Source organism: Variovorax brevis, from assembly GCF_030317105.1.
GTDB lineage: Bacteria > Pseudomonadota > Gammaproteobacteria > Burkholderiales > Burkholderiaceae_C > Variovorax > Variovorax brevis.
The window spans coordinates 101,139-116,896 of sequence record NZ_JASZYG010000016.1 but is presented as its reverse complement, the minus strand read 5'-3'; the positions used below and the strand labels follow the sequence as shown (position 1 = coordinate 116,896).

5 protein-coding genes and 1 pseudogene are annotated in these 15,758 nt (G+C 61.9%); 2 read left to right on the top strand and 4 right to left on the bottom strand.

The window, feature by feature from the left end; genetic code table 11:
• Positions 1 to 155 precede the first annotated feature (155 nt).
• On the bottom strand, positions 156 to 704 hold the full coding sequence (locus QTI66_RS31915; RefSeq protein WP_286564380.1) for a GNAT family N-acetyltransferase: 549 nt from the start codon (positions 702 to 704) through the stop codon (positions 156 to 158).
• Between the two features lie 186 nt (positions 705 to 890).
• Between QTI66_RS31915 and QTI66_RS31910 the strand changes: the two are divergent.
• Positions 891 to 1,100 (top strand): annotated as a pseudogene (locus tag QTI66_RS31910) (hypothetical protein); the annotation flags it as partial.
• A 911-nt stretch (positions 1,101 to 2,011) separates the two neighbouring features.
• Here QTI66_RS31910 and QTI66_RS31905 read toward each other — a convergent pair.
• On the bottom strand, positions 2,012 to 2,668 hold the full coding sequence (locus QTI66_RS31905; RefSeq protein WP_286564378.1) for an FMN-binding negative transcriptional regulator: 657 nt from the start codon (positions 2,666 to 2,668) through the stop codon (positions 2,012 to 2,014).
• Between the two features lie 34 nt (positions 2,669 to 2,702).
• Complete coding sequence (locus tag QTI66_RS31900; protein WP_286564376.1) at positions 2,703 to 3,353, bottom strand: LysE/ArgO family amino acid transporter; 651 nt, start codon at positions 3,351 to 3,353, stop codon at positions 2,703 to 2,705.
• Positions 3,354 to 3,426: 73 nt separating this feature from the next.
• Between QTI66_RS31900 and QTI66_RS31895 the strand changes: the two genes are divergently transcribed.
• Positions 3,427 to 4,323 (top strand): LysR family transcriptional regulator ArgP, encoded by an 897-nt coding sequence (locus QTI66_RS31895; protein ID WP_286564394.1) that lies wholly within the window; start codon positions 3,427 to 3,429, stop codon positions 4,321 to 4,323.
• 590 nt (positions 4,324 to 4,913) lie between these two features.
• Here the strand turns inward: QTI66_RS31895 and QTI66_RS31890 are convergent.
• Positions 4,914 to 15,677 carry a Tc toxin subunit A-related protein gene (locus QTI66_RS31890; RefSeq protein ID WP_286564374.1) on the bottom strand — a complete coding sequence of 3,588 codons (10,764 nt, stop codon included), beginning with the start codon at positions 15,675 to 15,677 and terminating at the stop codon, positions 4,914 to 4,916.
• Positions 15,678 to 15,758 lie beyond the last annotated feature (81 nt).

The following is a 15,758-nucleotide window of genomic DNA, read 5'->3' as shown; positions in this document are numbered from 1 at the left end:
GTTTGGGGCACAACGCGCCTGCGATCTCGAATGCCGTGCTTTCGGCATAACCTGCACGGCCCTCTGGAGACGTCACACGGCTACCCGCAACCAATACACCGGAGCCAAAATTCGGCGCCAGAGCCCGCGCACCCCGGCGGTCGAATTCGCAGCATTCAGCCTGGCGGCGCAGCGAGTTCGAGGCAGAGATGGATCACGCCGCTTTCTCTGCGTCGGCTTAACGGCAACCCGCTGCGTTGGAACACTGCCAGCATCGGTGCATTGCCGGCCAGCACCTCGGCCTCGAGACGCACGAGTCCGTGGCGCTGCGCCAGCGTGATCAGCGTCTCAAGCAATCGACTCGCCAGGCCTTGACCCTGGAAGTCCTCCTCGACCGTGAACGCCATCTCGGCCACCATCGCGCCATCGTCTTCGGCGTGGCCGACGTAACTGGCGCTGCCGATGACGGTCTCGTCCGCGCCGACACCAACCGTGACGACCAAGCCGGCGAGATTGATGAAGTCGATCTCGGCAATGCGTTCGAAGGCTCGCTCGGGCAACTCCTTGCGGACCGAGAAGAAGCGGGTATAGACCGACTGTGGGTCCAGTTTCGCGAACGCACTCTGCAGTCGTTCCTTGTCGTTCGGGCGCATGACGCGGATCAGTGCGGCCCGGCCGTCGCGCAGCGTGATCGGTTGACAAAAAGCCAAGTCGTCGTCACTCATTCGGTTCCCTCCAAAGTCTTGCGGGCGGTGGACCGCCGCAGCCGCAGCGATCGTTTCAGGCTTGCAGACGCTGTCCTCGATTTCGTGAGCGATTGTCTCTCGGCCGCGATGCGCCGCACAGGCGAAGAAGCCAGCCGCACCCAGCCTGCCAATCAAAAGCCTGGCGAGAGTCAGCAGTCAACCGCAGAGTCCGCGGTCAATCAGGTCGTCAGCAGTCGCATGGCCAAGCAGCGGCAAATGCGCTGGTCCGACGAAGGTGCCCATCTGCTGGCGCAGGTGAGGGTGCATGTGCTCAACGACGAACTCAAGCCGCGGACAATGCCGATTCCGTTTCGCGCGCCAAAGCCTGTTCCAAACTCTCGCTGGGACGCAGAACTGATGAGGAGGGTAGCGTAGCCCCCGCTTTGGCCCGCTCCCCTTCACGGCATGGCATGGCATGGCATGGCATGGCATGGCATGGCAGCGATCAGGCCATCGCTGAAGCGTCGGGGACTGGCGAGCCGGACTTCTTCTTTTTACTCCCTTTGATTTTCGCCCAGAAGTCTTCCCGCTCCTGCTCGGATGCGACGAATTTCTCGCGCATCTAGGGATGGTTCTAGTCGAGGATGACTGGCGCTGGTCACTTCAGACTGGCGCAATACCCTTCAACATGGCTTCACAGATCGCGTTGAGTCTCTGCCTGTCATCCTGTGCCAGGAAGGCACTGACAGCGAGTCGAAGGATTTCGAATGCGAAGCGCATGGCGTCGCGCTACTTCGGCTATGGCAACGCGGACCGAGGCGATAGCACGCGCGACACCCGCCACGCCGCGGTCCCTGTCGAAACGATAGCTGGGGCTTCCTGCCAGCGGCAACCGTGAAGGAGCGCGTGCAAAAGTGTGGGAGGCTTCGAGGCCCAGCGGCCTTGCTTCGAGTTGTGTTGGTGTTGAGGTCAGCGAGTGGGGCGCGTCACTAATGCCCAGGCGCAACCGGCGGCCCACGCGCGCGCCTTCACGTCGATTACGCCCCGGGCGGTTGCAAGCTCCTCGCCAGCAAGCCCGGCCTTGCAGGTCAACGCGGCATTAGCAGCACCTGGTCGTCTCGCCAACTGGGGCGTTGTTGTCAACATGCCTCCGTGATCGACTGGCGAGCGCGCCGCATGCAGTACAGGAGGTTGTTCGTGGCATCGAAGGCGCTGTCAGCGACGAGAGCACGACCGGGCTCGCCACGTATGTTTCGGTTGGGCCCGCTGCGGAAGTAGCACTTACTTGGAAGCAGCCATTCGGCGCCTTCGCCGAGCGTCCATCACGGAATCCGCGTCGAAGTCGCTCAACATCCCGTGGATGCGTCGGTGTCCATGGCCTTCATCACCAGATTTGCCATCGCCTTGTCTTCCTCGCGGGGGCTCTTCTGCAAGGCCGCCACTGTGCCGCGCCTATCCTGCATCGATTCGTCTTGGCTCGCCTTGAGTTTTCCCTCAATCCTGTCAATCGGAATCTCGATTCCGACGATGGCCCCCAGCAGCTTGTCGATGTACGAAGCGGGGGCGTCGGCGACCCGCCACGGCGCCTCCTGCTTCGCCTCCCGAGCGTCAGTCAGCCGGTTCAACATATCCAGTAGCCAACCGCGCTCCTCGACAACGCGCGCCGTGCCGTGCGCATGAGCGACTGCATAGTTCCAGGTGGGCACTACCATCCCGTGCTCTGCCTTGCTTGGATACCACCCCGGCGTGATGTATGCCTGCGGCCCTTGGAAAATCACCAACGACGAGGAGGTGGAACTCAGTTCGCGCCAAACGAGGTTGGCTCGAGAGACGTGGCCAATCAGGGTGCCCAACGACCCTCTGCTTCTATCCAGCAGGAACGGAACATGGTTGGCGACGAGCGCGCCGTCGACCTGGCAAACCCATGTTCCCAGGGGATGGGACTCCATGAGCGAGAACATGGACTCTTGATCTTTCGGTTGGTGATGCTTGGAAACGTACATGTCATTCCACAGAAGGAGGTTGACCTCTGGAGCCTCAGAAGCCCGTGAAGACGCGGCCAACCAAAAGCGCAGCCATCACCATCATGGTCAGGCCAATCAAACCGTCCAGCGTCTGCCACGCTCGCGGACGCGCAAACCAGGGCGCGAGCCAGCGCGCGCCATAGCCTAGAAGTCCGAACCAGAACATGCTGGCCGCGCTTGCGCCGGCGATGAACCACCCTCGTAGCGCCCCGGGCTGCTGCGCGCCGATGCTGCCCACCAAGAGCACGGTGTCCAGGTAGACATGCGGGTTGAGCAGCGTGAAGGCAGCGGCCTGCGCTACGGCCGCACCCCGGCCGAGGGCCGCATCCCCTTGCGCTGCCCGCAATTGATGCGGATGGCGGGCACGGCGAAGCGCCTGGACCCCATAGACCACCAAGAAAGCCGCGCCGACCAGCGCAAGCGCCCGTGCCAGCCCGGGACGCTCACCCAAGGCCTGCGCCATGCCCATGACACCCGCGGCAATCAGCGCACCGTCTGCCACCGCGCAGAACACCACAATGGTTCCCACGTGCTCGCGGCGTAGGCCTTGGCGCAAGACAAAGGCATTCTGGGCGCCGATGGCAACGATGAGCCCCAGGCTCAGGGCCAAGCCCTGGATGAAGACCGGAAGCGCGAGCGAAGCAAAGTCTGAAATGTTCGGCATGGGCGAAGCTTGCCCGCGCGAGCGAATGAAGACAAACTATCTTTCCTAAATCCAGTTTAGGAATACTTACTTGATGCTGGACTATTCGGCACTCGCCGCACTTTCCGCAGTCGTGCGAGAAGGAAGCTTCGAGCGCGCAGCCCGCGCCCTGAATGTGACCCCATCGGCCGTCTCTCAGCGCATTCGGCTGTTGGAGGAGCGTGTCGGTTGCGCTCTGGTAGTGCGTGGACAGCCCTGCCGCGCCACGGAAAGCGGCCGACGCCTATGCCAGCACGTGGACCGCGTTCGCCTGCTGGAGCAAGACCTTGAGGGAGCCGTTCCAGCGCTGGCGGCAGAGGGGATTGCACGGGTGCCGCTACCCGTCGCGGTCAATGCCGACAGTCTGGCCACATGGTTCGCTCCGGCCGTTGCCGCCTTCGCGGCAGAAGCGCCGGTGCTCATGGAGATAGCAGTGGATGACCAAGACCACACGGCAGAATGGCTGCGCAGCGGCACGGTGCTGGCTGCCGTGACCGGCACTAGCCGTGCCCCCGCCGGATGCAACAGCCGGCCGCTGGGCGCGATGCGCTATGTGCCCGCAGCCAGTCCGGATTTCATGGCTCGTCATTTTGCCGACGGCGTCGGCGCGGGCAGTCTGGCCCGCGCGCCCAGCCTCGTGTTCAACGCAAAGGATGAGCTGCAGGCCCAGTGGGCACAGCGCCTTTGCCATCGGCACGTGGAGCTACCCCGGCACATCCTCCCTTCTTCCCAAGCGTTCGTGACCGCGACCTTGGCCGGCATGGGTTGGGGACTTCACCCGCAGGCGTTGATTGCGTCCCACCTGAAGGACGGGTCGCTCGTCGAGCTTGTGCGGAAGACGCCGCTGGACATTCCATTGCACTGGCAACAGGCCCGTGCAGCCTCGGCGCTTCTTGATGGCTTGACCCAGCAACTCGTCGCAGCCGCCCGGCGGGCACTGTTACCGCCCTGAATCGGCCCTGGGTCGTGTTCGTCTGCAGCACTTTGGGCTGCTAGGGGTAGAACGTCTGCCATGTGGCGAATCGCCCCACTTCACCGAATGTCGGGTCTTGGCCGTCAGCTGAGTTTGCTGGGTCAACGCGAACGTTCGCCAATACGCTTGGCGAGCTCTGCGCCCTGATGCGTGGCCTGCGTTGCGTTGTCCAGGCGACGGTATGGGTTGGCGATTTCCAAGCGAAGGAAGGGCTCGCGGCGACGACCCTCTTGCCCGTGGGCTTCACTGCGTGCGAAGGGGCAATGCGGGCAACCGTGCGCCCCCGCTCGGGGGCTGAGTTCGGCCAACGCGCTGGAGACGATGACCGACACCGTAGCACCCGGTCGAATGACTTTGGGGGTTATGTTCAACGCCCTCAACCGCAGGAAAGCCCGCCCCTGGCCAAGAGAAACGCGCATCTGCGAGCAATGACAATCTGTCGCCGCAGCGGCCGCTTCGCGCCGGTCCGAAGGGGACTGCCATGCCATTCCACTCACCCTCGGCGGCGCATCGTCGGCGGCTCGCCGCCTCCGCGAGTCCGACGAAGAATCACACGTCCGTGTGTTCACTTACTTCAACGTGTACTTCACGATCACCCAAAGATCGTCGATGGCAGCCGTAGCGAGCCGAACATGGGTGCTTCCCGGAATGGGCTCGATCAGCGGCGCCGCGATGCCCGCGATGGCCGTCTCCGGCAGTTCCAGCGCCAAGGTGCTGACCACGCCAGGTTTGATGTCGAACGCCAGCGGAAACGAGGCAATCGGCGTGCCAGCGGTCAACGCTTCGATGCTGGTGAGGTTGGTGGCGGGTGCGCTTGTCGTCACCGTGCCCGCGCGATGCGAGGCCTTCGCGGAGATCAATCCGGGGCCGGCTCGGTAGACGGCGTTGTGGGCCCGGTTCTTGAAGATCAGATACAGGTCGACCTCAGATACTGCCACCGTCCGCTCCTTGAATAACGTCGAAATAGCTTCGCAACTGAGTTCAATACTGAGAACCTGGTTGCCTGTCGTGCCGTCCGGATGCAAGAAGCGGTGCCAAACATCGCGCGACTCGAACCTGCCTCGAAAGAGCTTTCTTTGCGGCAATCCGTTGACGTCCTTGAGGGCCTTTTCGCGCGCTTTCCAAGCTTGTTCCTCAAGGCGCTGGCCTCCGGCGCGCGCCGTCTGCGGCAGGTGGAGCATGAAGTCACTCAGCGAACTCCGCTCGAACGCATTCGTCTCGATGGGCAAGCGCACATGCCACCGGCTCATCGCACCGGCGCCCCGGAACGGAACGTAGCGTCCGTCCCTGGGGTCGGCCTCAAAGAGGCCGTTATCGTCCTGGCCATGGCTGGTCACGATCGATTGCGTGGCTGCGAAAGTGGTCACAAAGCGCCGATCCTCCTTGGTCACGTCTTCTTCATAGGTCGTGCCGATATCGCTGGTGATCCGCGTCTTGTTCTTGAGCAAGGTCAGTACGCAATTCACGTTGGTGTGGCGTCCCACCACGCAGGGAATCGTGACGCTGGCGCTGCGAAGTCGGCGCATGAACAGGCCCGGATAGTGCGCATCGAAAAATGTCTCGGGAATCTCGAATTCGCACTCACCGGTTTGCCTCAGTTCGATAAAGGCGACCGGATCGAGCATGACCAGAGAGACGTCGTGCCTGATCTCGTATTCGCGCTTGTCCGCATCGAGGTGCACCCGATCCAGCTGCTTCAAGGCCAGCAGGAGCTTATCTCCGGCCAGCATGCCCTTGCGTGCGTTGATCCAGTTGCCAGACTGAATCACATTGAGGTGCGGCAATCCGAACTGGAACCTGCAGCATGCCTCTGCCTGCCGCGCGTATTGGTAGGCAAGCTGAAAGAGCTGAAAGTAGTCGGGATACAGGTCCTCGGCCACAGCGCTGTATTTCTCCGAATTGAAGAAGCGCTGCCTGTAGACGTCGAGAACGGCCTCGGTGTTGGCGGTCGTCTTGTCGTGGTTCTCCATTCGAAGCGTCGCAATGTTTTCCTGGATGCGGGCGGAAAGGAAATCGACATCGACCTTTTTCAGGTCGACCGCCGCCGTGCTTCGCTGGAATGCCCATTCGTCCTGACGTCGCTCCCATTGCGCGTTGAGCGCCGCGATGGTGGCGGTGTAGGAGTTTTGACTGCCCTGCGCACGGAACATGCCGCCGATCGCGCGATAGGCGGAGCCCATGTGCGTGCCGCCGAAGGTCGAACCCGAGGCCGTGCCTGCCGTCACATCGGGGATGAGACCGACAACGCTGGACTGAATCTCGGCGCCCTGCGCCATGGTCTCCCATGTGTGGGCTTGTCCCATGTCGCTGCGTTGCGATTTTTCGTCTTCGAGCAGTCCCCGCTTGATTTGCTGGTCATAGAAGTTAAAGCGCGACTCTGTGGCCTCGCGCGTTTTTTCGATGGACTCCCGCATGGCGGCCTGCAACTGGATGCTCTGCACCATTTCGCGACGCAAATAGTCCTTCAGCCACTTGGATTCCTGTTCGACTCGCATTTGGGCAAGACCTTCCGACTCGCTCTTTTCAACGAGCGTCTCGAAGCGTTGCGCGAACGAGCGCACGTCCTCCGCCAGACGCACCGCTTTCTCGAAAATCACCGAGAACTCATGGTGCGGCAGCGGCGCGCGGAAATCATCGAACACGTTGGTGATGTCCAGTCCCATCGCCCTGGCCTCGACCAGCAGCATCGCGTTGATCGGCGTTGGATAGAGCGGCAACTCCTGGACGATGCCGTCGATGTTCATGCAGTGGCGGATCTTGTAGAGCCGGTCGGTCACGGTGTCCCACATGCTCGCCCACTCGTCGTTGGGCGGAATGCAGAAGTACATAGCCTGAATGGAACCCACCGGGCCACTGGATCCGGCCACCGTCGGCACGCTGTGTGTGAAAGGCAACTCTGTTTCGAGATCCGAAAGCGCCAGTGAAAATTGCGAGAACGGGCTGAGGTGGCCCTTCGTCTTGAGCGTGTGGTAGGTCTCGGGCGCCATCTTGCCCGCGACCCGTGTCGGGCCCGGCCGATTCGGGCCGATGATCTTCAGGACGATGATCAGGTACTGGAGCGCCATCGGGATCGACTCCATCGTGTAGCGCGTGAACTCGAAGTCGGCCGCGGCGAGGTAGTGGCGGCAGCAGTCCATCAACACGGCCTGCATGTAGGCCGAGGTCCGGCGGCGCGCGATCAGGTGGGGATTGAAAGGGTCTCCCAGCCAGTCCTGGATGGTTGCCTGCACTTCCGATTTTTTGGCGAGCAAACCGGCGTCGCTTCCCGTGTACATCAACAGGCCAAGGGTGTCCTGGATGCGTACCGCGTCTGTGGTCTGAAATGGCACGAACTGCCATACGCGATCGGACAGCGGTGTCTTGACATCCGCTGAGGTGAGATTCGCAACCGCCTTCAGGAAGGCTTCGGCCTCCGCGAATTGATAGCTCTTCAGGAGCTCGAACCACGTGCGCATCGGGGCATACAGGAAGAGCTCCCAGTTGTATTGCGAATAGGCTCCACCGCGCGAGAAGTCGACCTCCTCGTCAGGGTACGGCTTTGCCACGCGCGGCGTCGGCCAATAGTTGTCGTCGAAGTAAAGCGGCGTGGTGTCTTTTTGCTTTTGTGTCGACGTCGCGAGCAGGGGTAATAGGCCATCCCGATTTAGGACGTGAATGAACTCGCATACTTGAGGATGACAGTGCAACTGGAACTGGTAGTCCGGCTCGATCGCGTACGTGGCCGAGGTCGCGTGCTCCAGGATTCCTGTCTTGCCTGTCGTGCCGGTCACCTTGGCGCCGGTGCCTGCCGCCAATGTAGGCCGCGTCTTCCCGCGCGTCGGCGTGACCAGGTACACGCGGTCTCGGTCCTGAAAAAAGAAAGGCGCCGAAGGCTGGAATCCGCTGAGATTTTGACGACCCAGAACAGTGAAGGAAATGAGCGTCCGCCCGAGGATGACCTGCTCAGGCGTGCCCACTGCAAAATACCTGCCGATCAAGTCCCCATGCCGACAGGCCTGATAAAAATTGCCGCCCAACTTGGGCGTCTTGAAGGTGTAGTAGTTTTCGGCGGTCTCTTGCGAAAACGTCTCGACGTCGCGGACCTTGCAGGTTCCCAAGACGAATGCGCCCAAGTCTCCGTAGTAAAGACGATTGAGCACGAGCGGTGACTCCACGGCTTCGTGCGTTCTATCCCTGAAGGTCAACTTGTTGCCTTGATTGACGGTAAAGGAGACGCGCTCCTGGCTCCTCTTCTTGCCGGCCACCACGTTCTGGACGTTGTAGCGCACCGCTGCGGCGACGACGAGCCGGTCACCGGTGACCTGTACATCAAAAAAGTGCGAATAGGGATCGGGCAGCCATGCCACGGCGGACGTGGTGGTCGTCTTGCGCTCGAACACGGCGTAGTCGCCCTTGGCGGTGATCAGCAGCCCATCCCCGGGGACCAGCTCGTTGATGGCGCGTCCGGGCACGTCCTCGTCGTGGGTTTCCCAATGGGTGGTCGTGTGCGGAAAAGGAAAGGCATGGATAACGGTGACCAATCGTGGCGTCGGCACGGTGTCGACTTGCGTGACCTTGGGGACGGGGTCCTTCGCGGCAGCCACCGGCGGCGCAACATACGGTCGCGAAACAACCGATGACATCGACTCCTGTTTTGACGACCAGGCGCCGTTCCACAGTTGGCTCCATGCCAGCGTGATCTCCCAACAGTGCTGCCGGTCGAATTCGCGTGGCGTGTCCCGGTTGTAATCCTCGAACGGTACCAGGCGAAATTTTGGCCATAGCAGGTATAGGCGGCGATTCCACTTGATCGGCATCAGGTGCACGCCGCTCCAATCGCCAAGCGGAAAAAAGCTCGGCTCGTCCTGGTTTCTGATGTAGTCGATGTCGACGGGAAACCGCTCCCATGCAGTCCAGACACCCGTATTGAGCCCGACGCCTTCGAACTGGTCCGCCCGTCGATAGAAGAACTTGTACGGCGCGTTTTGCGTACGAGCAAAAACGTGCAGCACATCCTCCGGGTCATCGTGATACTGGCCGCAGATCTCGAGCTTGGCCACCTCGTCGATCTTTTCCAGGAAATTCATGAACGCCGTTTCGGCCCATTTCCCGCGCGGCGCTTTCGGGTCGTTGACTTGCGTCAGGTCCTGCTTGCGCAGGTCGCGTTCGAACTCGCGATAGGGCTCGCTCTTGCGATCGAGCAAGTCCCAGCGGATGTATTTTTCGGTGTGGATCAGGATTTCCCGGCTGGGATGCCACAACGCAAAGGACTGCATTCGCTCGTGGAGTTGGCGGTCAAAGTGCTTCGCCATGACGGGTGGCGTGAAGCCCTCCATCAGGCCCATGAGACCTCGCTGTGTGAATAGCAGGGCGGTGGCAATGCCCTGTTGAATACGCGAGGTCTCCATGCACGGATCCATCTTCACGTCGATCAGGAAGTACTCGAACAATTCGTCGGCCGTCTGGAAGTGCTCTTGGAGGATGGTTGGCTTGGCCATCACAGCGCCAATCAACGCGTCCCGGTCGCGCGCGCGCAAATCGTCGTTGATCGGGCGCGCGACAAGGCGCCACGTTGCTTCGTCGTACTTCGCCTTCACCAATCGCTTGAGGTCTTCTCCCATCGCCCGGGCCCGAAGCCTGGCGGTTGGCGCAACTGACATCGCGTACCAGTTGGTGACCGGCGGGCTCGGCGCCGTCAAGGTGGCATCCTTGATCTTCCCCCACTCGACAAGCTGCGCGGCGGAGCACCCGCTGCGCACAAGCGCAGAGCAGCTTTCGCGCAAGTGCTGCCACCACGTCAGGTCTGAAACGGCCGGCGGCACCGTCTCGTAGGTCAGGGTCACCGTGTTGAACGGATGGCGCGTCGAAGCATCCGCGAACTGCTGCAAATCGGTCCGGTCAGTGCCCGTAATGGCTGCAAAGCGGTCGAGCGCGACGTCCAGCGTGCCGGCTGCCAGTACGTCGACGAAGGCACCTTCACGTCTTGAGATCGCATCGCGCGCGGCCGCGAAGTCGCGCAACGCTTTCCATTGCCCAAAGAGCTTTTGCACGGCCGGGGTGGCTGGCGCCGCGACAGGAGTGTCATTCCAGTCGACGTAGCCCAGCTGACTGGCGCCCTTGACTTCGGGGCCGGTGAGTTCGAACCCCTTCACCATGGTGGCGATCTTTTCCATCCGCTCGAGCGGGCGAACGAGCGTGGCCAAAGTGTCCGCGGTGTACAACACGTCTTGCGGCACCAGTGCGAGATTCGTGGACGGACTGCGCCAGCGCAACTCGAAGACAACCGTGCCCGCGAAGTGGGCATGCTCGATGACGACCTCATTCAGGCTGCCTTTGCGCAAGGTGATCGGCACCGTGTGTTCTGTGATGGGTTGCGCCTTCCATTCGTCAAGCACCAGCGCGCCGTTGATCTCCACGCGCACGCCGTCGCGCGCCAGAATCACGAAGCTGAAGTCTTCCGTGAGCGGTGCGTAGACAAAACCGGTCCAGCGGGCCCTGAACGGGCCGGGCCCGACGCCCGCCGGCAAGGGTGTCGTGCCGGTGTAGTCGATCCCCGGCTCAACTTGCTGGAGCACGGGTGGGGCAGAAGGGGTCGGGTTGGCGAAATAGGTTGCGTCCAGACCGACGCCCCCAAGACCCAGAAAATCTTCAATAGCCGCCGGCGACCCTGCGACATTGAGTGCACTCAAGGCTGCTTCGTCTTGCAGCAATGCGGTGATGACGGGCCCTTCCATCCCGAGCGCACTGCTGAGGGTTCGCTTGACGAGACTTACGCTGAGAAAGCGCCGAACCCGTGCAAGCACGGCGCTGACCTTCACGCCGACTGCGGCAAGGTCGACCACGCCGTCCGGGCCGAGGGACGAGGTGTTGCGCAGCAACAGCACCAATTCGGCAGCATCCATCAGGTCGAACAGCTTCTCGCGCGCAAACAATTCCGGCATGCCGTAAACCTCGCCGACGGCATCACTGAATGGGGCGCGCAAGGCAAACGGCAAGGTATTGAGGAAGGTGATATTCGTCAACGCCAAATGCTCTGTCGTCGTCATGACGCCGGAAAACAAGAGCGCTTGCCGATCCGCGTCATAGCGTATCTTGTTGGCGACCGGTGCAGGGTAGGCAACGGCGTCGATGAAGTCCGGTAGCGACTGCGAATACACGATGCTTCCGTAGACCATGCGCGCAAGCGTTTCGGCCACCGGCGGCAAGAGAACGGCGCCAAGCTGCCGCACCAGCTTGTCGCCAAGCGGATCGTCGACGACGACGTATTCCCGTTGGATGTCGTCCAGGCCGGCACGCAACGTACCTGTCAGGTCTCGTCGCTGGTCGGCCGTGAGAAGTTCGCCATCGTCCGCGCTGATGCGATGCGCAAACAGGTAGTCCAGTTGCGTGACCGTGAACATGGACGCCTGCACCATGCGCGCCAGGCGAACAAACACCGTCGCGGGCGATTCAGCGCCCGCGCCTGGCGAATCGAACGGGTCAATGCCGCAGAGTTCCTTCAAGGCCAGCAGATCGGCCAGAGACATGTCGAGCGCACGGGACAGCGCCGCGATCCGATACAAGGACGACACGTTATCAAGGTTCAAGCTGCCGTTCGGCAAGGTCGGCAGCAGCCGCGCAAGGTCGGCGGCGCTGATGCGAAAGGCGGCCAGCAGCAAGGGCGCGTGATCCTTCAGCAACGGCGGCGTGGCGGCCTTGACGAATTCGTCAATCTCGCGGCGCTCGTCGTTGAGCTTGAAAAGGGGGTCGAGCGACTGGGCCGTCTTGCTACGAAAGAGCCGTTCGTACAGCGAGTCTTTTTCGTCCCATGTATCGATGCGTCCCCAGAAGGCCATCAACTGATCGACGGGAAGCTGGAGATCGTCGAGCAGCCCTTTCACGTCTGCCACGCGAAAAATGAGCGTGAAGGCGCTGGACAAGGGAAAGCGGGAGAACAACAAGTCGACTTCATGCAGCGACCATCCCAGTTTTTTCCACAAGCGGATGGCTTGCTGGAGCGCAAGCAGTTCCGACTCGCTCAACAGCGAGCCGTCAATGTGCCGGATGGTCGTTTGGTCGATGTCGCAGAGCGCGCCGGGTGGACTGTCGAGCACCAGCACCTTGTGAAAGGTGGACAGCTGCTTGAGGAAGGCAGCGCTCGTCATGCCGCTGGCAGCCACCTTCGCCTGCATGGCGGTTGGCAGCGTCGTCAGGCCCGACTGAACGAAGGCCATGATCTCTTCGGGCGTGATGCCCATCTTCGAAAAGAAGACCTTGTCGTTGAAAAGCGGGTTGAAATACTGCGAAGTCACCAGCGCAACGAGATCGTCATACGTCACCTGCGTCTGCCGCAGGAACGTCGGCACGTGGGACATCATCACGGACAGCGCGCGATGGCCTCCAGCGGCGAGTGCTCCCCAGAAGGCGGCATCCGTTCCTCCGGCGCTGGGCAGGCTTTGGTCGTTGCGATACGCCTGGACCGCCTTTTCGGTGGGCGCGTTGAAAACGCCGCGGACGTCGATGGCGGCGCGTATCGGCTTTGTCAGACCTGCTGACGTCGAGATGTTCTTCAGGAAGTTCTGCAGGGCCTTGATCTGCGGGGTGCGCGTATCGGCCGTCCCGCTGAACTCCGGCGCGACATGATTGGCAGGCGAAGTGGCAGGCGGCGCGTTTTCAATGAAGCCGAACAGGTTCTCCAGCACGGGCGCCAGCTTGGAGCCGGCACCGTCGAAGTCGGCCACGGTGATCACCTCGAAATCCTGTGGCGAGAGGCGCAGCCTTTCGGCAGCAATGGCCATCTCGGTGCCCAAATCAGAGTCCGTCTGGAATCGGCGCATGAGCGACTCACGCCGAATTTCGAAATGCTGAAGGTAGAGCCGAATGACCTCCAGCCAGTGGTGATAGGGCAGGTTGAAGGGGAACACCGCAAGCTGAAGCCTCTCGTGGGCCGTGGCTTCTGCCTGCGCCGCCGCGTCGGTGAGCGAAATGGGATTGACGCGCAATTCCCCGGCCGTGCCATTCGTCACGCCATCCACCGGGTCGTTGTAGGGAAAGGGCACATCGTGCGCGACATAGCTGGCCAGGATCTCGTTCACCAGATCGACATAGGGGATCCGGGTGTTGGTGTTGTCGCAGGTCAGCTGGATGTGCGCGAGGTCGGGCCGTAGCGTCAATAGCGCCGTGAGGCTCGTCGTGGTCTGCCCCGGTATCTGCAGATCCAGAAACTGGAGCAGGTCCACGAAATAGGCTGCGTGGCTGAGGACCGACAGGCAAGACTCGCAGGCGCAGAGATCGTCGCTGCCGAAAAGTTCATCCAGAGACGGGATGTGAACCGACGCGCCCGTCGTGTTCATGACTTTCGGGATGTCGATGGCGGGGGGCACTGCGGGAAAAACCTTGCGCTTGTCGATGTAGAGATTGAGCAAGGTTCCGTGGATGTATTTCGCCTTCGAATGAACCGCAGCCGCGGCCTGCGGGCCGCCGATGCGACTGGCGTACTCCTGCACAAAATGTTCTTGTGACCAGCGCGCGATCTGATGCGCCGACTCCAGCTTTTGTCCCATCAGCTGCGCCATCTGTTCGGGCGTCTCGCTCAGTTGGAACACCCGTTGCACGCGCTTGAGCTGGGTCGACAAGAGAGCACGCTGGTCGTCGTTGACGTGGGCGAACAAGCGATCGCCGTGTTCACGCAAATAGCCAGTGGCCGGCATCGTCATGAGATCGAAGGCGGGCACGCCGGCAACCGGCTCACTCGATTGCGACAGCATGCCCTGCAGCCAATCGCCGGCGCGGCGAATGTCCTGGTCCATGACGTGCGGGAGAGCCTTGGCGACGTACGCGGCCGGATAAAGCAGCCGCAACTGCGCCTCGATGTCATCGACATAGGCCTGGCCCTGCTCCTGCGCGTTTGCCCCCGTGTACGCTGTCGGCGCACCGGTTTTTGCAACGAGCTCTTCCAGCTTGCGTCGCTCCCAGGTGGCAAGCTTCCTCGCACTCGCAGACGGGTCAGCGGCAAACAGCGCGTCGATCAGGGGCTTGTGCGAGGACACCACTTCGGCCAGCTTCAGGGTGGCTTGCACCAATTGGATCTGCGCCTCAGTCCACTTCAGCTGGTCGCTGACTTTCGTCCAGAGCGTTTCGCCGGGCCCGTCATGGTCGACCAACATCGCCGTGAAAGCGTTTCGCGCATCGGTCGGTATGCCGGCGTGGGAAAGCACATCGGCGAGCGACGCCGTCTCGGTGTCAGGTGCGTTGTGCAAGGCGCCTTGGGCGCGCAGATGTTGAAGCTGCCTCACCCATTTGGGCCGTTCCAGCTTCCTGGAGGCCGGCATCAGGCTCAGCTCAAAGGCCTCGGAAAGCTTGGCTTCCCACGCTGCACGTCCGAAGGACAACAGCGTCGGAAGGTCGGACGGCATCGGCTGCACGGTCGTGGGCGAGCCGTGCCGGAGCAAGCCATAGAAGAGTTCGGGCGGCAGGTCGGCGGCCTTCGAGAGCTTCCAGCTTTGCGAGACGGTTTCGATCAGCGTCTTGTCTTCGCCGGTTTCGCGCGCTGCAAAGCTAAGGTCGCGATGCTTCTCTTCGTCGAATTTGTCGGGCGAGTATTCCTTGACGAGCAAGGGCCGCAAAGCCGCCATCAGCCGCTCGTACTCTGAAGGCGGTGCGTGGTCCGCGCGCCGCACGATCAGGCGCACGACCTGCACGTGCACCGCCGGAAGCCCAAGCTCAAGATCATCGACGCGCTGCTCTTGCATCTCGCCATTGATTTCGATCTGGCGATACACCGCGACCAATTCGACGGGGCGCTGGTGTCCGTCGCTGGCCACAGCGAACACCAGATCGGTGCCGCGGCCGCGGAGTCCTTCGCCGCTTTCGTAGGTCTTCGGCCGATATCGCACCTGCGGAAACTCGCCCTTCGCATTGGTGGGTTCGACCGTCGAGGGGCTGAGCGCCTGCGTGACCGCGCCGATGTCCCGGTCATGAACGAGGACGCGGATTCCCTCGGCAGGCGTTCCGTCCTCAAACTCGACGTGGCCCTGGACGACGTCTTCGCCGAGGCGGTCCACCTCTTCGTTGATCAGCTGCGCCGTGGCCGGGTCGACGACACCCCAAACACCGGTCCAGTTGACCTGTTGGGTGCCGTCGAGCGAGGCCACAACGATCGCTTTCAGGCGCTCCTCGTTGTTCCGCTGAAACGTCGCGACAGCCAGTTGCGTGTTGCTGCCGAATTGGCGCTGACTCGTGGGCGGATCAACGTCTTGCTGGAGGAGGCTTCGATAGTCGTCGCCCAATTGAGCCAGTTCCTCGTGCAGGCGGTCCACGTCGGGGCCCGTTTGAGGCGGCTGGATGAAGGCGAGTTCCCGCGTATCGAGTTTCATTGAAAACCCTGTCTACCCGAGAGTCAAGTCGGGATTGTGGATGGGAAGATTCCTCGGATTTCCAAGTTCAATCCAACCGAA